The sequence below is a fragment of the Streptomyces sp. NPDC102283 genome (genome assembly GCF_044766265.1).
In the GTDB taxonomy this organism is placed as follows: Bacteria; Actinomycetota; Actinomycetes; order Streptomycetales; family Streptomycetaceae; genus Streptomyces.
The window spans coordinates 273,129-295,005 of sequence record NZ_JBIWLQ010000003.1; the positions used below are offsets into that span (position 1 = coordinate 273,129).

Genomic DNA, 21,877 nt, shown 5'->3' on the forward strand with positions numbered 1-21,877 from the left:
AACATCCAAACCCCTGCCCGCGTCAGGGCCGGCGACCGACCAGAGACATACGGGCGCGCCGACCGTGCGGGCGAGACTCTCGGGAAGGCGCTACGTGAGTCCCAACGGCTCCGACCGCTCGTCGCGGCGCCCGATGCGGCGGAAGCTGCCGCAGGTGCTGACTGCGGGCCTGGTCCTGGCGACGGCCTCCGGTTGTTCATACAACTGGGAGGATTTCCCCCGCCTCGGAATGCCCACTCCGGTTACGGAAGAGGCCCCTCGGATCCTCTCCCTCTGGCAAGGCTCGTGGGCGGCAGCGCTCGTCACGGGTGTCCTTGTCTGGGGACTGATCCTCTGGAGCGTCTTCTTCCACCGGCGTAGCAGGACCAAGGTGGAGGTACCTCCGCAGACCAGGTACAACATGCCCATCGAGGCGTTGTACACAGTGGTTCCCCTCATCATCGTCTCGGTGCTCTTCTACTTCACCGCACGAGATGAGTCGAAGCTCCTCGAGCTCTCCGAAAAGCCCGCCCACACCATCAACGTGGTCGGCTTCCAGTGGAGCTGGGGCTTCAACTACATCGAGAAGGTGGATGGCCAGCCCGCGGCGGGCCCCGAGGTCCCCAAGGAACTCGACGCCATCCCCGACCGGTTCCGCAAGGACTTCCCCGAGGGCGCCGGCGGCGTCTACGACGTGGGCATCCCCGGGACCCGCAACCCGCAGAACGGCAACCCGGGTCCGACCCTGTGGCTGCCGAAGGGTGAGAAGGTCCGCTTCGTCCTGACTTCGCGTGACGTCATCCACTCCTTCTGGGTGGTGCCGTTCCTCATGAAGCAGGACGTCATCCCGGGCCACACCAACGCGTTCGAGGTCACTCCCAACAGGGAGGGCACCTTCATGGGCAAGTGCGCCGAGCTCTGTGGCGCCGACCACTCCCGGATGCTCTTCAACGTCAAGGTCGTCTCCCCGGAGCGTTACCAGCAGCACCTCAAGGAGCTGGCTGAGAAGGGTCAGACGGGCTACGTGCCGGCAGGCATCGCGCAGACGGACCCGGCCAGGAATGCGGAGAAGAACCAACTGTGAGCATCCTCAACGAACCTCAGGGTGCCGCTCCGGCAGACGACTCGTACGAGGACGAGCTGCCCGTGCGGCGCAAGCAGCCGGGAAACATCGTCGTGAAGTGGCTGACCACCACTGACCACAAGACGATCGGTACGCTCTACCTGGTCACGTCGTTCGTGTTCTTCTGCATCGGCGGACTCATGGCGCTCTTCATGCGCGCCGAGCTGGCCCGTCCGGGCACGCAGATCATGTCGAACGAGCAGTTCAACCAGGCGTTCACGATGCACGGCACGATCATGCTGCTGATGTTCGCGACGCCGCTGTTCGCCGGATTCGCGAACTGGATCATGCCGCTGCAGATCGGCGCGCCCGACGTGGCGTTCCCGCGGCTGAACATGTTCGCGTACTGGCTGTACCTCTTCGGCTCGCTCATCGCGGTGGCCGGCTTCCTCACCCCGCAGGGTGCGGCCGACTTCGGCTGGTTCGCCTACTCCCCGCTCTCGGACGCGGTCCGTTCGCCGGGTGTCGGCGCCGACATGTGGATCATGGGTCTGGCCTTCTCCGGCTTCGGCACGATCCTCGGCTCGGTCAACTTCATCACCACGATCATCTGCATGCGCGCACCCGGCATGACGATGTTCCGCATGCCGATCTTCACCTGGAACGTCCTGCTGACCGGTGTCCTGGTCCTGCTGGCCTTCCCGGTCCTCGCCGCCGCGCTCTTCGCGCTGGAGGCGGACCGAAAATTCGGTGCGCATATCTTCGACGCGGCCAATGGCGGCGCATTGCTCTGGCAACACCTCTTCTGGTTCTTCGGCCATCCAGAGGTGTACATCATCGCGTTGCCATTCTTCGGAATCATTTCCGAGGTCATCCCGGTATTCAGCCGCAAGCCGATGTTCGGCTACATCGGTCTGATCTCCGCGACGATCGCCATCGCCGGCCTTTCCGTGACGGTGTGGGCGCACCACATGTACGTCACGGGCGGTGTGCTGTTGCCGTTCTTCTCCTTCATGACGTTCCTCATCGCCGTGCCAACGGGCGTGAAGTTCTTCAACTGGATCGGCACGATGTGGAAGGGGTCGTTGTCCTTCGAGACACCGATGCTCTGGGCCGTCGGCTTCCTGATCACCTTCACCTTCGGTGGTCTGACCGGCGTCATCCTCGCCTCGCCCCCGATGGACTTCCACGTCTCGGACTCGTACTTCGTCGTCGCGCACTTCCACTACGTCATCTTCGGCACCGTGGTCTTCGCGATGTTCTCCGGATTCCACTTCTGGTGGCCGAAGTTCACCGGCAAGATGCTGGACGAGCGGCTCGGCAAGATCACGTTCTGGACGCTGTTCGTGGGCTTCCACGGCACGTTCCTGGTGCAGCACTGGCTCGGTGCCGAGGGCATGCCGCGTCGTTACGCGGACTATCTCGACGCCGACGGCTTCACCGCGCTGAACACGATCTCCACGATCTCCTCGTTCCTGCTCGGCCTGTCGATGCTGCCGTTCTTCTACAACGTCTGGAAGACCGCGAAGTACGGCAAGAAGATCGAGGTCGACGATCCGTGGGGTTACGGCCGTTCGCTGGAGTGGGCGACCTCCTGCCCGCCCCCGCGGCACAACTTCCTCACGCTGCCGCGGATCCGTTCCGAATCCCCGGCGTTCGACCTGCACCACCCGGAGATCACGGCGCTCGAACAGCTCGACCACCTCTCCGAGTCGGACAAGGCCCTCGCCGGCGGCAAGGAGGCAGGCAAGTGAAGATCCAGGGACAGATGTTCATCTGGCTGAGCGTCTTCATCCTCGCCATGGCCGTCGTGTACGGCGTGTGGTCCAAGGAGCCGGTCGGCACCACGGCCCTCTTCCTGGCCTTCGGGCTGTCCATCATGATCGGCTTCTATCTGGCCTTCACGGCCAACCGGGTCGACGCCATGGCCCAGGACAACAAGGAAGCGGACGTCGCCGACGAGGCGGGCGAGCTGGGGTTCTTCGCCCCGCACAGCTGGCAGCCCCTCTCCCTGGCGGTCGGCGGAGCCTTCGCCTTCATGGGCGTCGTCTTCGGCTGGTGGCTGATGTACTTCTCCGCACCCCTGCTCCTGATCGGCCTCTTCGGCTGGGTCTTCGAGTACTACCGGGGCGAGAACCGCACCCAGTGACACCGCACCCCGTGGCACCGCACCGCCGGTGACACGCGCTACACCACGAAGGGCCCGCGTCGCCGACAGCGACGCGGGTCCTTCGCTCGTTTGCAGTCACTGAACGCGCTGGAACGGATGAATCTTCTTAGCGTGGACGGCATGAACCACACGCCGCGCATCCGCACCGTAGTGAGCTGCACCCTGCTGGTCGTGACCCTCGCCGCGGGTGCGACCGCCTGTGGCTCGCCCGACGGCCACCCGCTCTCCACGAAGCCTTACGACGCGGGCGACCAGGTCTCCTTCAACGGCCCCTCCGACAAGGAGAAGGCCGACCCCGACAAGCCCCTGGAAGTCACCGTCAAGGGCGACGAGGGACGCATCACCGACGTCAGCGCCGTGGACACCGGCGGCCGCCACCTCGCGGGGGAGCTCTCCGCCGACGGGAAGCGCTGGCGCTCCACCGCTCCGCTCGCGGCCGGCACCGGATACACCGTCAGGGTCGCCATGGAGAACGGCGACGGCGCCCCAGGCGTCCGTACGCTGTCCTTCGGCACCTCCTCGCCCAAGAAGCTGCTGAAGGTCGCCTTCGGCCCGGAGACGGGCACCTACGGCGTCGGGCAGCCCATCACGGCGGAACTCAGCGCTCCGATCACCGACAAGGCGGCCAGGGCCACCGTCGAGCGCGCCCTGAAGGTCCGCTCCACCCCGGCCGTCACCGGCTCCTGGTACTGGGTCGACGACAAGAAGCTGCACTACCGCCCGAAGGAGTACTGGCCCGCGAACGCCTCCATCGAGGTCCGCTCCAACCTGGCGGGCATCAAGGTGACCAACGCGCTCTACGGGGCCGAGGCCAAGCCGCTGAAGCTCGCCACCGGCGACCGGATCGAGGCCATCACCGACGCCGCGGACCACACCCTGACGGTGCTCCGCAACGGAGAAGTGATCAATACCATTCCGGTCACCACCGGCAAGCCCGGCTTCTCCACCCGCAACGGGGTCAAGGTGGTGCTCGCCAAGGAGCAGTTCGTCCGTATGCGCGGCGAGAGCGTCGGCATCGCGGCCGGCTCCTCGGAGTCGTACGACCTGCCGGTCTACTGGGCCACCCGGGTGACCTGGAGCGGCGAGTACGTCCACGCCGCCCCCTGGTCCACCGGCTCCCAGGGCAACGCCAACGTCAGCCACGGCTGCACCGGCATGAGCACCGGCAACGCCGCATGGTTCTTCGACACGGTGCGCGAGGGCGACATCGTCACGGTCGTCGGCAGCGAGGGCGAGGACATGGACCCGTTCGGCAACGGGTTCGGCGACTGGAACCTCTCCTGGGAGAAGTGGCAGAAGGGCAGCGCCCTCCACGAGGGGGCGCCGGACAGCCCGCAGACGCTCCAGGCCGCCCGGCTGCGTCCCCACGTCTGACCCGGGCCCGGACAGGTGCCGTACCGCGCCGGACGCCCCTCAGCGGGCCGTGGGGGCCTCTCAGGCCTCCACGGCGAGCCGCTGGCGCAGCAGCGCAGCCAGCGCGTCGGCGAACTCCACCGGGTCCACCGGGAGCGTCACGGCGGCCTCCGCCCGGCTCCAGGTGGCCAGCCACGCGTCCTGCGGGCGGCCGATCAGCAGGAGCACCGGCGGGCAGCGGAAGATCTCGTCCTTGATCTGGCGGCAGACGCCCATGCCGCCGACGGGAGCCGTCTCCCCGTCGAGCACGCAGACGTCGACGCCGCCGCCGTCCAGCGCCTTGAGGACGGCCGGGAGTGTCGCGCACTCCAGGAACTCCACCGGTGGGACGTCCGCGGCAGGCCTGCGACCGGCTGCCAGCCTCACCTGCTCGCGGATGTTGGCGTCGTCGCTGTAGACCAGGACCGTGGCGGTCGCCTGCATTGTTCCTCCGTGACATCGACGTCGTCGGGGCTCTCGGGGCATGAACCGATGCGCGGATCGTACTCCGCCCGACCGGCCGTCAGCACCGGTAATGACCACCTTCCGATGGGCCGTTCGGCGCAGGGTGCGACCCCTGCAGACGGTACGGACACACCGAACGGCACCCCCCGGGGTGAGGGCGGGATAAGCGACCGACATAATGTCGGTCGTGGCGACAGCAACGACAGTAGAAACCGGGCACGCGCACCCGTCGGTCAATCGACCGAACCTCACCAGCGTCGGAACCATCATCTGGTTGAGTTCCGAGCTGATGTTCTTCGCGGCCCTCTTCGCGATGTACTTCACCCTGCGATCGGTGATGGGACCCGATTACTGGAAGGAGATGTCCGATCATCTGAACTTCCCGTTCTCGGCGACGAACACCACGATCCTGGTGCTCTCCTCACTCACCTGCCAGCTCGGCGTTTTCGCAGCCGAGCGGGGCGATGTGAAGAAGCTCCGCACCTGGTTCATCATCACGTTCGTGATGGGTGCGATCTTCATCGGCGGCCAGGTCCTGGAGTACACCGAGCTGGTCAAGGACGCGGGGCTCTCCCTCTCGTCCGACCCGTACGGCTCGGTGTTCTACCTGACCACCGGCTTCCACGGTCTGCACGTGACAGGCGGTCTCATCGCCTTCCTGCTGGTCCTCGGCAGAACGTACGCAGCCAAGAGGTTCACCCACGATCAGGCCACCGCCGCCATCGTCGTGTCCTACTACTGGCACTTCGTCGATGTCGTATGGATCGGCCTGTTCGCAACGATCTACATGATCAAGTAACCGGGCTCGCACCCGCCCACCATCGACGCAGAAGATCCTGACACCGGGGTAATCCGTGAAAAAGCTCTCCGCACGACGACGCCATCCGCTGGCGGCGGTCGTCGTACTACTCCTCGCGCTGGCGGCCACCGGGGGGCTGTACGCCGCGTTTGCGCCTGCGGGCAAGGCGCAGGCCGATGAAACCGCCCAGTCCCTCGCCATCGAAGAGGGCAAGAAGCTCTACGCCGTAGGCTGCGCCAGCTGCCACGGAACCGGCGGTCAGGGCACCACCGACGGGCCGTCCCTCGTGGGCGTGGGCTCCGCCGCCGTCGACTTCCAGGTCGGTACGGGCCGTATGCCCGCGCAGCAGCCGGGCGCCCAGGTACCGAAGAAGAAGGTCATCTACACCCAGGCGGAGATCGACCAGCTCGCGGCGTACGTCGCGTCGCTCGGCGCCGGTCCCATCACGCCGACCGACAAGCAGGTCGACCCCGCGGGCGCGGACGTCGCCAACGGCGGCGAACTGTTCCGCACCAACTGCGCCCAGTGCCACAACTTCACCGGTAAGGGCGGAGCCCTGACAGAGGGCAAGTACGCCCCCGACCTCGAAGGCGTGAGCCCGAAGCACATCTACGAGGCCATGCAGACCGGCCCGCAGAGCATGCCCTCCTTCCCCGACACGACGATGCCGGAGCAGGAGAAGAAGGACATCATCGCGTACATCGAGACCGTGAACGGTGACGAGACGGAGAGCCCCGGCGGCCTGGCCCTCGGCGGTCTCGGTCCGGTCAGCGAAGGTCTGTTCGCGTGGGTCTTCGGACTCGGCGCGCTCGTCGCAGTCGCCGTTTGGGTCGCGGCCCACACCGCTAAGGCCAAGAAGTCATGAGTAGCCAACAGATTCCAGAAGACAACCTGCCTGTGGTGCAGGAGACCGCGCACGGCGCGGTGGAGCGTCACGACGACCCGTTCGCCGACCCGGGGCTGCCGGCCCACCAGCCGCGCATCCAGGACCTCGACGAGCGCGCCGCGAAGCGCTCGGAACGCGCCGTCGCGTTCATGTTCACCCTCTCGATGCTGGCGACGGTGGGCTTCATCGCCTCCTACGTCATCTTCCCGGTGGACAAGATCGTCTACATCTGGCCCTTCGGCCATGTGAGCGCGCTCAACTTCTCCCTGGGGCTCACCCTGGGAGCGGCGCTCTTCTTCATCGGCGCGGGAGCCGTCCACTGGGCGCGCACCCTGATGTCCGACGTCGAGGTCGCCGCCGACCGCCACCCGATCGAGGCCCCGCCCGAGGTCAAGGCGCAGGTCCTGGCCGACTTCAAGGCCGGTGCGGAGGAGTCCGCGATCGGTCGGCGCAAGCTGATCCGCACCACCATGTTCGGTGCGCTGGCCCTGGTGCCGCTCTCCGGTGTGGTCCTGCTGCGCGACCTCGGTCCGCTGCCGGAGAAGAAGCTCCGCACCACCCTGTGGGCCAAGGGCAAGCAGCTCATCAACATGAACACGATGACGCCGCTGCGCCCCGAGCACATCACCGTCGGGTCGCTGGCCTTCGCCATGCCCGAGGGGCTCGACCCGGAGTCGCACGACTTCCAGACGCAGATGGGCAAGGCCGCCCTGATGATCGTCCGCATCGAGCCGGACGACATCAAGGACAAGCGCCAGCGTGACTGGGCCCACGAGGGCATCGTCGCGTTCTCCAAGATCTGCACCCACGTCGGCTGCCCGATCAGCCTGTACGAGCAGCAGACGCACCACGTGCTCTGCCCGTGCCACCAGTCCACCTTCGACCTCTCCGACGGCGCTCGCGTCATCTTCGGTCCGGCCGGCCACCCGCTTCCGCAGCTGCGGATCGGTGTCAACAGCGAGGGCAACCTCGAGGCGCTCGGCGACTTCGACGAGCCCGTCGGTGCTGCCTTCTGGGAGCGCGGATGAGTACTGCGACAAAGAACCCCTCCGCCGCCGGTCCGGCGGGCGAGCGCAAGGCCCCGGCCGGCGAGCGGGTGGCCGACTGGGCGGACGGCCGGCTGGGCATCTACGGCCTCGCCAAGGCCAACATGCGCAAGATCTTCCCGGACCACTGGTCCTTCATGCTCGGTGAGGTCGCGCTCTACAGCTTCATCATCATCATCCTCACGGGTGTGTATCTGACGCTGTTCTTCCAGCCGAGCATGGGCGAGATCGTCTACCACGGTCCGTACGAGCCCATGCAGGGCATCCGGATGTCCGAGGCCTACGCCTCGACCCTGAAGATCAGCTTCGAGGTCCGCGGCGGTCTGCTCGTCCGGCAGATCCACCACTGGGCCGCGCTGATCTTCCTGGCCGCCATGTTCGTGCACATGATGCGCGTCTTCTTCACGGGCGCGTTCCGCAAGCCGCGCGAGATCAACTGGCTCTTCGGCTTCCTGCTGTTCGTGCTCGGCATGTTCACCGGGTTCACCGGCTACTCCCTCCCGGACGACCTGCTCTCCGGTACGGGTGTCCGCTTCACCCAGGGCGCGATCCTGTCCGTGCCGATCGTCGGTACGTACATCTCGATGTTCCTGTTCGGCGGCGAGTTCCCCGGCCACGACTTCGTGGCCCGGTTCTACTCGATCCATATCCTGCTGCTGCCGGGCATCATGCTCGGCCTGCTGGTGGCGCACCTGATCCTGGTCTTCTACCACAAGCACACGCAGTTCGCGGGTCCCGGCCGGACCAACAAGAACGTCGTCGGCATGCCGCTGCTGCCCGTGTACATGGCGAAGGCCGGAGGGTTCTTCTTCCTGGTCTTCGGCATCATCGCGGCCATCTCCGCCATCGCCACGATCAACCCGATCTGGGCCATCGGCCCGTACCGGGTCGACCAGGTGTCCACCGGCGCACAGCCCGACTGGTACATGGGCTTCGCCGAGGGCCTGGTGCGTGTGATGCCGGGCTGGGAGATCAACCTGTGGGGTCACACGCTCGCCCTGGGCGTGTTCATCCCGCTGGTCGGTTTCGGCGTGGTCCTCACCGCGATCGCGGTCTACCCGTTCATCGAGTCCTGGGTCACCGGCGACAAGCGCGAGCACCACATCCTGGACCGCCCGCGCAACGTCCCGACCCGTACGGGCTTCGGCGTCGCCTGGATCACGGCGTACTTCATCGGCCTCGTCGGCGGTGGAAACGACCTGTGGGCCACGCACTTCCACCTGTCGATCAACTCGATCACCTGGTTCGTCCGGATCTTCTTCTTCGTCGGACCGGTCATCGCGTTCATCGTCACCAAGCGGATCTGCCTCGGCCTCCAGCGCCGCGACCGGGAGAAGGTGCTGCACGGTCGCGAGACCGGCATCATCAAGCGCCTGCCGCACGGTGAGTTCGTCGAGATCCACGAGCCGCTCAGCCCCGGGCAGCTGCACACGCTCACGGCGCACGAGCAGTACCAGCCGCTCGACCTCGGCCCCGCGGTCGACGAGAACGGCGTCAAGCGCAAGATCTCCCCGGTGCAGAAGCTGCGTGCCAAGCTCAGCAAGGGGTACTACGCCGACGGGAACCAGATCCCCAAGGCCACCCCCGAGGAGTACAAGGAGATCAGCGAGGGCCACGGCCACCACTGATCACCTGAACCGATCGCCACCGTGAGGGCCCCGTCCATCCGATGGACGGGGCTCTTCGCGGTCTCTCCGGCTGGATAGGGTGGAGCCATCTTTCCTGACCGGCTGTGGACCCTGGAGCGGACCATGAACGTTGTGACCCCGAACGGCGGCGACAGCGTGGCGGACCGCTCCTGGCCCGGCCTCCTGAACCCCCTCCTGCGCGGCGAGGACCTCAGCTCCGAGGAGACCGCCTGGGCCATGGACCGCATCATGAGCGGCGAGGCCACCGACGCGCAGATCGCCGGGTTCGCCGTCGCGCTGCGGGCCAAGGGCGAGACCGTCGACGAGGTCACCGGACTGGTCCGCGCGATGTACGCCCACGCCAACACCATCCAGGTGCCGGGCCGGACCGTCGACATCGTCGGCACCGGCGGCGACCTCGCCAAGACGGTCAACATCTCGACCATGTCCGCGATCGTCATCGCGGGCACCGGCGCCAAGGTCGTCAAGCACGGCAACCGCGCCGCCTCCTCCGCGAGCGGCTCCTCCGACGTCCTGGAGAAGCTCGGCGTCAACCTGGAGCTGACCCCGCGGCGGGTCGTCGAGGTCGCCGAAGCGGCGGGCATCACCTTCTGCTTCGCCGTGAAGTTCCACCCCGCCCTGCGCTACGCCGCCAAGGCGCGCAAGGAACTCGGCGCACAGACCACGTTCAACATCCTGGGCCCGCTCACCAACCCGGCCCAGGTCCGCGCTCAGGCGGTCGGCGTCGCCGACGCCCGGATGGCGCCCATCGTCGCGGGCGTGCTGGCCGACCGGGGCAACTCCGCGCTGGTCTTCCGCGGTGACGACGGACTCGACGAGCTGACCACCACCGCCACCTCCCGGGTCTGGGTGGTGCGCGACGGCGCGGTCCGGGAGGAGCCCTTCGACCCGCGCGACGTCGGGCTGCCCATCGTCCCCGTCGAGGCGCTGCGCGGCGCCGACGCCTCGTACAACGCCGATGTGGCCCGCCGCCTGCTGGACGGCGAGGGCGGAGCGGTGCGCGAGGCGGTGCTGCTCAACTCGGCGGCGGCCCTGGTCGCCCTGGACCCGGGCCCCGGCACGCTGACCGAACAGCTCGCGGCGAAGATCCTCGTCGCCGCCGAGGCCATCGACTCCGGGGCCGCCAAGCGGGCCCTGGAGCGCTGGGTGGCGGCCAGCAACGCCTGAGCGCCCCCCGGAGGCGACTTTGCGGCACACGGTGTGACACAGGGCGCAGTCCGGATGCCGGACTGCGCCCTTGCGCGTGTGCGCACGTATGGCAAGATGCTGCGCAGGTCATGAGTGACAGCGACTACGGCCCCGGCCCGCTGTCCGGCAACCCTCCGTCCGTGGCGGGGTGCCCCGGGTGAAGACCAGGCCGCAGGCAGCGAGGTCTGCGGCAAGCGCGGGCCCCTCGGCATCCAGCGGATGCCAGCCCCCGGGGTCCTGGTCCCTAGGGAGTCTTCTGTGAGCAAGCGAATGCGCTAGGGCTGACCGCCCTTCTTCAGCGCACCCTCTTTCCTTTCCTCCTCCCGCGCTGCCGCGTACATCGCCGGCGCCGGATTTCGCCTGCCTTTTACGGGAGTTCGCCATGTCTGTCCCCACCGCTGCCCTCGACTCGTCGGTTTGTGCCCCGCTGCCCGTTCTGGGGCAGAACGTCACGGTCCCGCTCGTCACCGGCGGTGAGGTGACCTACGCCGCGCTCGACTACGCCGCCAGCGCCCCGGCCCTCCAGCGGGTCTGGGACGACGTCGCCGCGTACGCCCCGTACTACGGCAGCGTCCACCGCGGTGCCGGCTACCTCTCGCAGCTCTCCACCGACCTCTTCGAGAACAGCCGCCGCACGGTCGCGGAGTTCCTCGGCTGCCGCACGGACGACCAGGTGGTCTTCACCCGCTCCACGACCGACTCCCTCAACCTGCTGGCCGCCGCGATCCCCGCCGACTGCCAGGTCTTCGTCTACGAGACCGAGCACCACGCGTCCCTGCTGCCCTGGCGCGACGCCCAGGTCACCTACCTCAACGCGCCCCGCACCCCGGCCCAGGCCGTCGAGGCCCTGGAGCGCGCGCTCGCAGAACGCGACCCCTACGGCCCCGCCCTCGTCTGCGTCACCGGCGCGTCCAACGTGACCGGCGAGCTGTGGCCGGTGAGGGAGCTGGCCGCCGCCGCCCACGCGCACGGCGCCCGCATCGTCCTCGACGCCGCCCAGCTGGCCCCGCACCACCCCGTGGACATCGCCGAACTGGACGTCGACTGGGTCGCGTTCTCCGGCCACAAGCTGTACGCGCCCTTCGGCTCCGGTGTCCTGGCCGGCCGCGCCGACTGGCTCCAGGCCGCCGAGCCGTACCTCGCCGGCGGCGGCGCGTCCCGCAAGGTCGCCCGGCGCGCCGACGGCGGTGTGGACGTCGACTGGCACACCACGGCCGCCCGCCACGAGGCCGGTTCGCCCAACGTCATCGGCGTCTACTCCATCGCCTCCGCCTGCAAGGCCCTGACCGAGGCCGGCTTCGAGGGCCTGGTCGCCCGGGAGCAGGAGCTCGTGGGCCGGGTCCGGGAGGGGCTCGCCGAGGTGCCCGAGGTGCAGGTGCTCTCGCTGTTCGGCGACGACGCCCCCCGGGTCGGCGTCATCTCCTTCGTGGTGCGCGGCTGGAACAGCTCGCACTTCGCCGCCGCCCTCTCCGCCGAGTACGGCATCGGCGTGCGCGACGGCCTCTTCTGCGCCCACCCGCTGGTGCGCACCCTTCTCGGCAGCGACCCGCAGGACCCGGGCGAGTGCGGCGCCCCGGAGGCCGAGCCGGGCGAGCGGTCGCTCAACGCGATCCGGGTGAGCTTCGGCGCCGGTACGCCCGACGAGCACATCGACCGGTTCCTGCGCGCGGTCTCCGAGCTGGTCCGCGAGGGCGCCCGGTGGAACTACCGCACCGAGGACGGCCGCTGCGTCCCGGACCGGGGCGAAGCCGCCCAGGTCCGAGACACGTTCTGATGAAACACCTCGGCCGGGGACGGGCGCGCCGCCCGTCCCCGGCCGAGGTGCGTCGCCGGTGTGTCCTGGGGCCCGTCGTCAGGCCCTACGCGTCGAGGCCGATGGCGAAGGCCGCTTCCAGGTCGTGCTGGGAGTACGTACGGAACGCCACGTGGGTGTCGGTGCCCTCGACGCCAGGGATCTTGCTGATCCGGCCCGGGATGACATCGGCGAGGTCGTCGTGCCTGGCGACCCGGACCATGGCGATCAGGTCGTAGGTGCCGGTGACGGAGAAGACCTCGCTGACACTCTCCAGCGCGGCGATGGCCTCGGCGATCTCCGGAATCCGGTCCACGCTGGTCTTGATGAGCACGATCGCGGTGATCACGGCTGGCTGTCTCCCTCGGTGGCTGGAACCTTCACTCTAGCCCTCCGCCCATGAACCACCCAGGCGTAGAGGAACCCGGCCGCGAAGCCCGCCACGTGCGCGAGGTACGCCACCCCGGGACCGCTGCCCGCCCCCTGCGCCGCCGCCCACTGGAGCCCGAACCAGAAGACCAGCACGATCCAGGCGGGGAAGCGCAGCGGCAGGAAGAAGAGGAACGGGAACAGGCTGGTCACCCGGGTCCTGGGGAACAGGTGGAGAAACGCGCCGAGCACCGCGGAGATCGCCCCCGACGCACCCACCAGCGTCTGCCCGGAGTCCGCGTGGGCCGCCGCGTAGCAGACCAGCGCCACATAGCCGCAGCCCACGTAGAACAGGGCGAACCGCAGCCGGCCCATGCGCTCCTCGGCCATCGCGCCGAACACGTACAGGAACAACAGGTTCCCCAGCAGGTGCAGCCAGCTGCCGTGCACGAACAGCGCGGTGAACGGTGTCATCAGCGCGTGCGCGGAACCCTCCCACAGCTCGGCGGGGATCACTCCCCACCGCTCGAAGTACGCGGCCTGGGCGGCGAGGAGAGCCTCCTCGCTTCCGTGGGCGGCGCCGCCGAACCCGGAGAGCGGACTGATCAGGAAGGCCACACCGCAGACGCCGATCAGTCCGTAGGTGACCGGGGCGCCGCTCGACACCGCCGCGTCCCGGATCCTCCCGGCCGTGGTCCGCCAGTCGGCCTGCCGCCCATCGATCATGTACAGAGCATGGCGTACCGGTGGAGAACGGGACGGAGCGCCTCGCCGTGCCGATGCCTATACGCGAGGCCGTAGGGTTACGCCAGGACTTCCGCAGTTCGACGGCGCACCGCGAGATCCTTGGCGTAGACAAGTGGAGACGCGGCGGCGTGCCCGGCGCGGGCTCCTGGAGACGACGAAAGAGGACGCAACGATGACGACGGTTCCCCTGCCGACCGACTCGACCCGCTGGCGCTGCACGCTGTGCGGCAACCTCACGCGCTTCGACGTGACCCGCTCCTCCAAGGTCGTGGAGTACGTGCACCTCGACCTGGCCGGTGAGTCGAGTGTCGAGGAGCGGGAGGTCGTCAGTGAGACCATCGAGTCGGTCCGCTGTCGTTGGTGCAACGCGGTGGACCAGATCGAACTGGTGGACAGGCCGGGTGCCGCTTCCTGAGGAAGCGCACCCATCACATATCTATGGGGTGACGGACGGTGGATCAGCCGACCAGCGGCGCCGGACCGGCCGATGAGGCCGACGGCGGTGCAGAGGCGCTCGGCCGTCCGCTGCCCGAGGGTGTCCGACGGCGGGTGATCGCGCTGGTCTCGGACGCCTTCGGCGGCCTGACCGTCTCCGAACTGCCCGCCCAGCTACGACAGTACGCCCGGTTCACCCCGACCCGGCGGGCGAAGTTCGCGGGGAACGCGATGGCCGCCGCGCTGGAGAGCGACGCCCTCTTCCGGCAGCGCATCGGTGAGCGGCTCGGCCAGTCCCAGCCCGAGCTGACCGGTGCGCTGGAGGCCGGTTCGCCGCCCGCCGCCGCCGATCCCCTCGATGTGGCCGCGGCCGCCTACGTGCTGCGCCCGGTCGGCTGGGTGAAGCTGGTCGAATCGGCCGGCGAGGAGGTCCAGCGCGCCGACGCGGAGCGCGCCGACGAGGAGACCCGGCGCGAACTGGAGCACCTGCGCGAGGAGCTGGAGCGGGCCCGCACCCACACCCGCGCCGAGACCGAGCGGCTGCGCACCGAGCTGGAGGCGGCCCGCAAGGAGGCCGAGTCGCTGCACCGCAAGCTGCGCAGCGCCCTGAGCGAGGTGAAGCGCGGCGAGGCCGCCCTGCGCCGCGGCGCCGCCGAGGCCGACGCCCAACGCGCCGAGTCGGCCGCCCAGCTCTCCGTCGCCGAGAGCGAGTCGCGCCGGCTCAAGGGGCGACTGGGGGAGGCCGAGGCGGCCCTGGAGGCGAGCCGCCGGGCCGCCCGCGAAGGCCGCTCGGTGGAGGACATGCGGCTGCGGCTACTCCTGGACACCGTGCTGGACGCGGCTTCCGGGCTGCGGCGGGAGCTGGCGCTTCCCCCGGCGACGACGCATCCCGCCGACACCGTGGACGCGGTGGAGCCCGGTCGGATGTCACCCAAGGACATTGCCGCCAGGGCCCTTTCGGAGACCGATCCGGCCCTGCTGGACCAGCTGCTGGCGCTGCCGCAGGCCCACCTCATCGTGGACGGTTACAACGTCACCAAGACCGGGTACCCCCAGATGCCGCTGGAGAAGCAGCGGTTGCGGCTGCTGGGCGGGCTCTCGGTGCTCGCGGCGCAGACCGGCGCCGAGATGACCTGCGTCTTCGACGGGGCCGAGTTGGCCGCCCCGGTGCTGCTGGCCCCGCCCCGGGGCGTGCGGGTGCTGTTCAGCAAGGCCGGGGTCACGGCGGACGAGCTGATCCGTCAACTGGCCCGCGCGGAACCGCCGGGACGGCCCGTGGTGGTCGTCTCCACCGACCGGGAGGTGGCGGACGGCGTGGCCAAGGCCGGTGCGCGACCGGTCGCGTCCGTCTTGCTCCTCAAGCGTCTTTCGCGCGTCTAGCGGAATATGCGCGGCATGTGTGACATGCCGGATTTCTGGGAACGTACCGTCAAGTCGCCACTACACGCGGTGGGGTGAGAGTAAAGAAGTGCCTGGTGTGACGAGAAAAATCCTGTGAGGATTTGAACTGATCACAAGATGGTCACTAAGGTCATGCCTCGAACCTTCGCACGGTTGATCACCCATTGGGGGTGACGGCGAAGGAACCGCCGAGTCCGTCATGTGCACGGAGCCGGGGAATCTTTCCCCCACAGCCCGGTAGGCGGCTCTGAGGAAGAAGGAGCTCGCCTTCGTGGCGTCCCACCGTCGTCCCAAGCAGCCGAGCCGCACCCGCGTGACCGTGCTCACCGCGACCGCCGCCGCGGCCGTGGCCCTGACCTCCCAGGCCGCCCACGCCGATCCCAAGCCGAGCAAGAGCGAAGTCAAGGCGAAGGTCGACAAGCTCTACCACGAGGCCGAGGCCGCCACCGAGAAGTACAACGGGGCCAAGGAGCAGCAGGACAACCTGAAGAAGGAAGTCGACGCGCTCCAGGACAAGGTCGCCCGTGGCCAGGCCGAGCTCAACACGCTGCGCACCGAACTCGGTACGATCGCCACCGCGCAGTACCGCTCCGGCGGCATCGACCCCTCCGTGGCCCTCTTCCTCGCCTCGGACCCGGACAGCTTCCTCGACCAGGCCTCCGCGCTCGACCAGTTGACGGTCAAGCAGACGGAGTCGCTGCAGAAGATCCAGTCCAAGCAGCGCACCCTCGCCCAGCAGCGCAAGGAAGCCCAGGACAAGCTCGGCGACCTCGCCGACGTCCGCAAGGCGCTCGGCGAGAACAAGAAGAAGTACCAGGGCAAACTGGCCGACGCCCAGCAGCTGCTCAACACGCTGACCCAGGCCGAGCGCGCCAAGATGCAGAAGGACGAGCAGCGCGCCAGCCGCGCCGCCAGCGACCGGGTCGAGCTCGGCAACGAGTCCCCCGCGTCCGGCCGTGGGGCCGCCGCCCTGGCCGCCGCCGCCACGCAGATCGGCAAGCCGTACGTCTCCGGCGGCTCGGGCCCCAACTCCTACGACTGCTCCGGGCTGACGCAGTGGGCCTTCGCCCAGGCCGGCGTCTCCATCACCCGGACCACGTTCACCCAGCACAACGACGGCACGAAGATCGGCCGCAGTCAGCTCAAGCCGGGCGACCTGGTCTTCTTCAACAACCTGGCGCACGTCGGCTTCTACGCCGGCAACAACCAGATCCTGCACGCCCCGAAGCCGGGCACCGTCGTCCGCTACGAGTCGATGGACTACATGGGCACCTTCCAGTTCGGCGTCCGCATCTGACGTCACGGCATGCCCGCGGCACCCCCGAACGAGGGAATCGCCGCACACCGCACTGACGCCCCGCCCCGCCGGAGACCAAGGTCACCGGCGGGGCGGCGTCGTCTGTCCCCTCCGTCGCCACCGGCGCGGTCTTTTGCCGGTGGGTAGTCGCGCGATTACTGTCTGGCTGCCGCGCAGCTCCCGGTCTCCGTCCGCCCACCCGGGCGGCAGGGGCTGCGCACTACCGCGTCAGCGGAAGGGAGTGCGGCTACCTGTGGTGTCCCATCGCCGTTCCACACAGTCCGGCTTCACCAGAGGCGTCCGGGTCACGGTCATCTCGGCGGCCGCCGCCACCGTCGCCGCGACGCTGACCGGGGCCCCGGCGAGCGCCGACCCGAAGGACACCCGGGAGAGCGCCAAGGCCGCCGTCGACCGCCTCTACGGGGAGGCGGAGCGGGCCACCGAGCGCTTCAACGAGGCCGGGGAGCGCGTGGACCGGCTGCGCGGCGAGGCGGACCGCTCCCAGGACGCCACCGCCCGGGGCCAGGAGCGCGTCAACCGGATGCGCGACGCGCTCGGCGCGATGGCGGGCGCGCAGTACCGCACCGGCTCCATCGACCCGGCGCTCGCCCTCCTGCTCTCCGCAGACCCGGACACCTACCTGGAGCGGGCCGCCGCCCTCGACCGGGCCGGCGCCCGCCAGGCGATGACCCTGGACAAGCTGCGGCACGCACAGCGGGGGCTCGCCCAGACCCGCGCGGAGACCACCCGCGCCCTGACCGAGCTGGAGCGCAACCGGGCCGCCGTCACCCGCCACAAGCACGCCGTCGAGTCCAAGCTCCGCGAGGCCCGCCGGCTGCTGGACTCGCTGCCGCCGGAGGAACGCGCCACCTTCGACCGGGCCTCGCGCTCCGGCCGCGAGGGACCGTCCGATCTCTCCGGCGTCGCCCCGGGCTCGGCCCGCGCGATGTCCGCCGTGGCCGCCGCCCACCAGGCGCTCGGGAGACCCTACGTCTGGGGCGCCAACGGGCCCTCCGGATTCGACTGTTCCGGCCTGATGCAGTGGGCCTACGCCCAGGCCGGGGTGAGCCTGCCCCGCACCTCCCAGGCCCAGCGCCACGCGGGCCGCATGGTGCCCCTCTCCCAGGCGCAGCCGGGGGACCTGGTCGCCTACCGCGCGGACGCCAGCCACATCGGCATGTACGTCGGCAACGGCCAGGTCATCCACGCCCCCTACCCGGGCGCCCCGGTCCGCTACGATCCGGTCGGCATGATGCCCGTCTCCTCGGTGACCCGGATCTGACCGTACGACCGGATCTGACCGTACGATCGGCAGGGTGGCCGTACGAGGACGTGACGCGCGGGGGGGACGCCCCCGGGGACGACGGCGTGCGGCGGGCAGCCTGCTCGCCGTACTCCTGACCGCCTCCGCCTGCACGGCCCCCGCCGACCCGGACACCTTCCTCACCGCGGGCGCCCTCGACGCCGTCCTGGAGCGCCGCGCGGCGGCCGTCCTCGCCCACGACCCGGCGGGCTACGTCGAGGGCCTCGCGCCGGACGCCGCGAAGCTGCGGGCCGCTCAGCGCACCGAGTTGGACCGGCTCGCCGACGTGCCGCTGAAGTCCTGGGGCTACGACGTCAAGGACATCACCGAGCAGGACGGGCGATGGGCCACCGCCGACGTGGAGCTGCGCTACCGCATCGACGGGTACGACACCGCCCCGGTCGCCACCCGCCGCGTCCTGGAGCTGATGCGCGACGGCGAGCGCTGGTACATCACCGCCGACCGGCCCGCCGAGGGCGCCTCCGGGCAGCTGTGGCAGCAGGGGGACGTCGAGGTCGTCGAGGGCGCCCACAGCATCGTCCTGGGCGTCGGCCGGAGCGAGGAGGAGCTGCGCCAGGTCGCCGACACCGTGGACCTCGCCGTACCGGCCGTCTCGGACGCCTGGCCGCGCCCCTGGACCCGCCGGGTGGTCGTCCTCGTCCCGGACTCCGTCGAGGACATGGCGGGACTGCTGGGCTCGCCGGAGGCCAGCTACCGGGGCATCGCCGCCGTCACCACCGGCGAGGTCGGCGGCACCGGCGAGCGCCCGGCCATCGCCGACCGGGTGATCGTCAACCCGCAGGCGTACGCCACCCTGGGCAGCTTCGGGCAGCGGATCGTCCTGACCCATGAGACGACCCATGTCGCCACCCGGACCAGCACCTCCACCGCCACCCCGGTCTGGCTCTCCGAGGGCTTCGCCGACTGGACCGCCTACCGGGGCGAGGACCGCGCCGCCGACACCATCGCCCCGGAGCTGGCCGAGGCCGTCCGCGGCGGCCGGACCCCCGCCGAACTCCCCGCCGACCCGGACTTCGGCTTCGACGGCGACCCCGCGAAGCTGGCGGGGGCCTACGAGGGCGGCTGGCTGGCCTGCGAGCTGATCGCGGAGCGGTGGGGCCAGGAGAAGCTGATCGCCTTCTACGAGACCGTCGGAGCGCACGACGGACGCGAGGGAGCGGTGGAGCAGGCGCTGAACGCGGTGCTCGACACCACGCCCCAGCAGTTCACCGCCGACTGGCGCGACTACCTCGCCACCCGGCTCGGCTGACCCCCGCCCGCGAGCGGGGCGCCCTCCCCACGCGGCCGCCCCGGCACCGTCGACCGCCACAGCCGCCGCGCCGCGACCAGCGAGGCCGCCACCAGCAGCCCGTTCCGTACGAGGAGGAGCGTCACGCCCCACGCGTCGCTCGCCACCACACGGCCGAAGCCGATCGGGAACTCCAGCAGCGTCACCCCCGCCGCCACCAGCACCAGGACGGCCGGAAGCGTCATCGCCGCCCCTCGGAACACCAGGCACACCGCGGCCAGTCCGACCAGCCACACGACGTACTGCGGGCTGATCACCCGGCTGGTGACCGTGAACAGCAGCACCGCAGTGAACGCCGCCTCGGCCGGGGTGTGCCCGGCGAACGTCCGGGCCCGCAGCCGCCACAGCAGCAGCCAGCCCAGCGCCAGGACGCCGAGCCCCAGCGCCAGCGTCGACACCAGCTCCACGTGCGGGCCGAGGAACTCCAGCGAGCCGTAGCGCAGCTCCACCCGCCCCTCCCAGCCGAACCGCCGCGCCACATGGAAGACCAGCGCCCCCAGGGACTCGACCTCGGTGCCCCGGTCCCGCTGGAAGGCCAGGAACGCGAACGCCCCCGGCATCCACAGCGCGAACGCCGCCGCGAGCCCCGCCGCCGTCAGCGCCGCCGACGTCCACGCGGCCCGCGTCCGGCGCCCCTTGCGCACCCCGACGAGCAGCAGCGCGGGCCACCCCTTCAGCAGCGCCCCGAACGCCGCCAGCGCCCCCAGTGCACGGGGCCGGCGCACCCCCGCCAGCAGCGCCGCCACCGCGACCGCCGTCACCATCAGGTCATAGCGGGCGTAGACCGTCGGACCCAGCAGCGGCACCCCCGCGATCCACACCCAGGCGCCCGCCGCCCTTATGCCCGGCCGCCGGCCCACGTACAGCAGCAGCCCCAACACCAGCGCGTCGCAGAGCAGCACCAGCACGAAGAACGCGGTCGCGTACTCCAGGAACGGCAGCAGGGCGGGGGAGAGGATCGCCAGGGCGGCGCCGGGCGGGTACTGCCAGGTGACGTCGTCCAGCGGATACGTGCCGGTCAGCAGCACCTCGTACCAGCTCCGGTAGATCACCGACACATCCACCGTGACGTCCGGTCCGGGCACGGTGACCACCTTGAACACGCAGGCCAGCAGCCAGGCCCGCGTCAGCGCCCACAGGGCGTACGGCCACGGCCCGGCGCCGATGGGTCCTCGTCCCGCCATCGCCGCCATCGCCGCCTCTTCGTCGCTCGTGCCCGGCCGGGTCTCCCGGCGGCTCATGATGCCGCCGGGAGAGCGCGTCACCGGTGAAGCGCGGCCGTTCGGTACTGTCGGCCACGATGGACAAGACCTTGATCGTGACCAACGACTTCCCGCCCCGCCCCGGTGGCATCCAGGCGTTCCTGCACAACATGGCGCTGCGCCTGGATCCCGACCGGGTCGTCGTCTACGCCTCCACCTGGAAGCGCGGCAAGGAGGGCGCGGCGGCCACCGCCGCCTTCGACGCCGAGCAGCCGTTCCCCGTGGTCCGCGACCCGACGACGATGCTGCTGCCGACCCCGCGCGTCACCAACCGGGCCACCGGTCTGCTGCGCGAACACGGCTGCACCTCCGTCTGGTTCGGCGCCGCCGCCCCGCTCGGCCTGATGGCCCCCGCGCTGCGCCGCGCGGGCGCCCGGCGGCTCGTCGCCACCACCCACGGCCATGAGGCGGGCTGGGCGCAGCTGCCCGCCTCCCGGCAGCTGCTGCGCCGGATCGGCGACGGCACGGACACCGTCACCTATCTCGGTGAGTACACCCGCTCCCGGATCGCCGGGGCCCTCACCGCCGAGGCCGCCGGGCGCATGGTCCAACTGCCGCCCGGCGTCGACGAGAAGACCTTCCACCCGGCGTCCGGCGGGGACCGGGTCCGGGCCCGCCTCGGGCTCCTGGACCGGCCCGTGGTCGTCTGCGTCTCCCGCCTGGTGCCCCGCAAGGGCCAGGACACGCTGATCCTGGCCATGCCCGCGATCCTCGCGCGGATCCCGGACGCGGTGCTGCTGATCGTCGGCGGCGGACCGTACGCCAAGGACCTGGAGCGGCTCGCGGCCCGGACCGGGGTCCAGGACTCGGTGCGCTTCACCGGCCCGGTGCCCTGGGCCGAACTGCCCGCGCACTACGGGGCCGGGGACGTCTTCGCGATGCCCTGCCGCACCCGCCGCGGCGGCCTCGACGTGGAGGGCCTCGGGATCGTCTACCTGGAGGCGTCCGCGACCGGCCTGCCCGTGGTGGCCGGCGACTCGGGCGGCGCCCCGGACGCGGTGCTCGACGGCGAGACCGGGTGGGTGGTGCGCGGCGGCAGCGCCGAGGAGTCGGCGGACCGGATCGTGACGCTGCTCGGGGACCCGGAGCTGCGACAGCGGATGGGGGAGCGCGGCCGGGCCTGGGTCGAGGAGAAGTGGCGCTGGGACCTGCTGGCGGAGAAGCTCAAGACCCTGCTGTGAACACGTCGTACGACGGAGGGGCGCGCGCCCCCCCCCCCCGCGCGGGGCCCCCCCCCCCCCCGCCCCCCCCCCGGGGGGGGGGTTAGACACAACCACCGCCGCGCCCGGCATCGCCCCCCCCGGACGCGTCAGCATCAGCGGCGG

The 21,877-nt window shown here is 70.2% G+C and carries 20 protein-coding genes and 1 riboswitch; of the genes, 16 read left to right on the forward strand and 4 right to left on the reverse strand.

Annotated elements, in window-relative coordinates; all coding sequences use genetic code 11:
- The first annotated feature begins 94 nt into the window (after positions 1–94).
- The 4 genes from coxB (at position 95) to ACIRJT_RS08025 (ending at position 4,586) form a co-directional block, all read left to right on the forward strand.
- Positions 95–1,063 (forward strand): cytochrome c oxidase subunit II, encoded by a 969-nt coding sequence (gene coxB / locus ACIRJT_RS08010; RefSeq protein WP_403906028.1) that lies wholly within the window; start codon positions 95–97, stop codon positions 1,061–1,063.
- A complete protein-coding gene (ctaD, locus tag ACIRJT_RS08015) occupies positions 1,060–2,796 on the forward strand; it encodes a cytochrome c oxidase subunit I (RefSeq protein WP_050358013.1) in 1,737 nt (578 codons plus the stop codon). The genes coxB and ctaD overlap by 4 nt, the downstream gene beginning before the upstream one ends.
- The gene (locus ACIRJT_RS08020; protein WP_403906031.1) at positions 2,793–3,191 is read left to right on the forward strand and encodes a cytochrome c oxidase subunit 4; all 399 of its coding nucleotides are present in this window, start codon (positions 2,793–2,795) and stop codon (positions 3,189–3,191) included. The genes ctaD and ACIRJT_RS08020 overlap by 4 nt, the downstream gene beginning before the upstream one ends.
- A 141-nt stretch (positions 3,192–3,332) precedes the next feature.
- Entirely contained in the window at positions 3,333–4,586 is a 1,254-nt protein-coding gene (locus tag ACIRJT_RS08025) for an Ig-like domain-containing protein (protein WP_403906034.1), read from the forward strand.
- A 60-nt stretch (positions 4,587–4,646) separates the two neighbouring features.
- Here the strand turns inward: ACIRJT_RS08025 and ACIRJT_RS08030 are convergent, their stop codons facing one another.
- Complete coding sequence (locus tag ACIRJT_RS08030) at positions 4,647–5,048, reverse strand: hypothetical protein (RefSeq protein WP_371623006.1); 402 nt, start codon at positions 5,046–5,048, stop codon at positions 4,647–4,649.
- A gap of 199 nt (positions 5,049–5,247) precedes the next feature.
- Between ACIRJT_RS08030 and ACIRJT_RS08035 the strand changes: the two genes are divergently transcribed.
- The 6 genes from ACIRJT_RS08035 to ACIRJT_RS08060 all read left to right on the forward strand — a co-directional run bounded on the left by ACIRJT_RS08035 (position 5,248) and on the right by ACIRJT_RS08060 (position 12,411).
- The gene (locus ACIRJT_RS08035) at positions 5,248–5,868 is read left to right on the forward strand and encodes a heme-copper oxidase subunit III (RefSeq protein WP_003969635.1); all 621 of its coding nucleotides are present in this window, start codon (positions 5,248–5,250) and stop codon (positions 5,866–5,868) included.
- 55 nt (positions 5,869–5,923) lie between these two features.
- Positions 5,924–6,733, forward strand: a complete 810-nt coding sequence (locus ACIRJT_RS08040; protein WP_215102946.1) for a c-type cytochrome — start codon at positions 5,924–5,926, stop codon at positions 6,731–6,733.
- Positions 6,730–7,782 carry a Rieske 2Fe-2S domain-containing protein gene (locus ACIRJT_RS08045; protein WP_403906039.1) on the forward strand — a complete coding sequence of 351 codons (1,053 nt, stop codon included), beginning with the start codon at positions 6,730–6,732 and terminating at the stop codon, positions 7,780–7,782. Before ACIRJT_RS08040 ends, ACIRJT_RS08045 begins: the two co-directional genes overlap by 4 nt.
- The gene (locus ACIRJT_RS08050; protein WP_403906041.1) at positions 7,779–9,428 is read left to right on the forward strand and encodes a cytochrome bc complex cytochrome b subunit; all 1,650 of its coding nucleotides are present in this window, start codon (positions 7,779–7,781) and stop codon (positions 9,426–9,428) included. Before ACIRJT_RS08045 ends, ACIRJT_RS08050 begins: the two co-directional genes overlap by 4 nt.
- 123 nt (positions 9,429–9,551) lie before the next feature.
- Positions 9,552–10,616 carry an anthranilate phosphoribosyltransferase gene (gene trpD / locus ACIRJT_RS08055; protein ID WP_403906044.1) on the forward strand — a complete coding sequence of 355 codons (1,065 nt, stop codon included), beginning with the start codon at positions 9,552–9,554 and terminating at the stop codon, positions 10,614–10,616.
- 106 nt (positions 10,617–10,722) lie between these two features.
- A riboswitch (SAM riboswitch) is annotated at positions 10,723–10,840 on the forward strand.
- A gap of 179 nt (positions 10,841–11,019) precedes the next feature.
- Positions 11,020–12,411, forward strand: a complete 1,392-nt coding sequence (locus ACIRJT_RS08060) for an aminotransferase class V-fold PLP-dependent enzyme (RefSeq protein WP_403906047.1) — start codon at positions 11,020–11,022, stop codon at positions 12,409–12,411.
- 85 nt (positions 12,412–12,496) lie between these two features.
- Here the strand turns inward: ACIRJT_RS08060 and ACIRJT_RS08065 are convergent, their stop codons facing one another.
- On the reverse strand, positions 12,497–12,778 hold the full coding sequence (locus ACIRJT_RS08065; RefSeq protein WP_403169219.1) for an Lrp/AsnC family transcriptional regulator: 282 nt from the start codon (positions 12,776–12,778) through the stop codon (positions 12,497–12,499).
- Positions 12,775–13,524 (reverse strand): rhomboid family intramembrane serine protease, encoded by a 750-nt coding sequence (locus ACIRJT_RS08070; RefSeq protein WP_403906051.1) that lies wholly within the window; start codon positions 13,522–13,524, stop codon positions 12,775–12,777. Before ACIRJT_RS08070 ends, ACIRJT_RS08065 begins: the two co-directional genes overlap by 4 nt.
- 193 nt (positions 13,525–13,717) lie before the next feature.
- On the opposite strand from ACIRJT_RS08070, the gene ACIRJT_RS08075 reads away from it, so the two are divergent.
- From ACIRJT_RS08075 to ACIRJT_RS08095, 5 genes are all read left to right on the forward strand, one after another.
- Positions 13,718–13,960, forward strand: coding sequence for a hypothetical protein (locus tag ACIRJT_RS08075; RefSeq protein WP_003969643.1), 243 nt, complete (start codon positions 13,718–13,720; stop codon positions 13,958–13,960).
- Positions 13,961–13,998: 38 nt separating this feature from the next.
- Positions 13,999–15,360, forward strand: coding sequence for an NYN domain-containing protein (locus tag ACIRJT_RS08080; protein ID WP_403906054.1), 1,362 nt, complete (start codon positions 13,999–14,001; stop codon positions 15,358–15,360).
- Positions 15,361–15,652: 292 nt separating this feature from the next.
- Positions 15,653–16,678 (forward strand): NlpC/P60 family protein, encoded by a 1,026-nt coding sequence (locus ACIRJT_RS08085; RefSeq protein WP_403906057.1) that lies wholly within the window; start codon positions 15,653–15,655, stop codon positions 16,676–16,678.
- A gap of 253 nt (positions 16,679–16,931) precedes the next feature.
- Entirely contained in the window at positions 16,932–17,960 is a 1,029-nt protein-coding gene (locus tag ACIRJT_RS08090; protein ID WP_403906060.1) for an NlpC/P60 family protein, read from the forward strand.
- 34 nt (positions 17,961–17,994) lie between these two features.
- On the forward strand, positions 17,995–19,251 hold the full coding sequence (locus ACIRJT_RS08095) for a hypothetical protein (RefSeq protein WP_403906062.1): 1,257 nt from the start codon (positions 17,995–17,997) through the stop codon (positions 19,249–19,251).
- On the opposite strand, the gene ACIRJT_RS08100 is transcribed toward ACIRJT_RS08095, so the two are convergent.
- Entirely contained in the window at positions 19,227–20,474 is a 1,248-nt protein-coding gene (locus ACIRJT_RS08100; RefSeq protein ID WP_403906568.1) for a glycosyltransferase 87 family protein, read from the reverse strand. The two genes, ACIRJT_RS08095 and ACIRJT_RS08100, sit on opposite strands and share 25 nt — an antisense overlap.
- A 116-nt stretch (positions 20,475–20,590) precedes the next feature.
- Between ACIRJT_RS08100 and ACIRJT_RS08105 the strand changes: the two genes are divergently transcribed.
- Complete coding sequence (locus ACIRJT_RS08105; RefSeq protein WP_403906064.1) at positions 20,591–21,733, forward strand: glycosyltransferase family 4 protein; 1,143 nt, start codon at positions 20,591–20,593, stop codon at positions 21,731–21,733.
- Positions 21,734–21,877 lie beyond the last annotated feature (144 nt).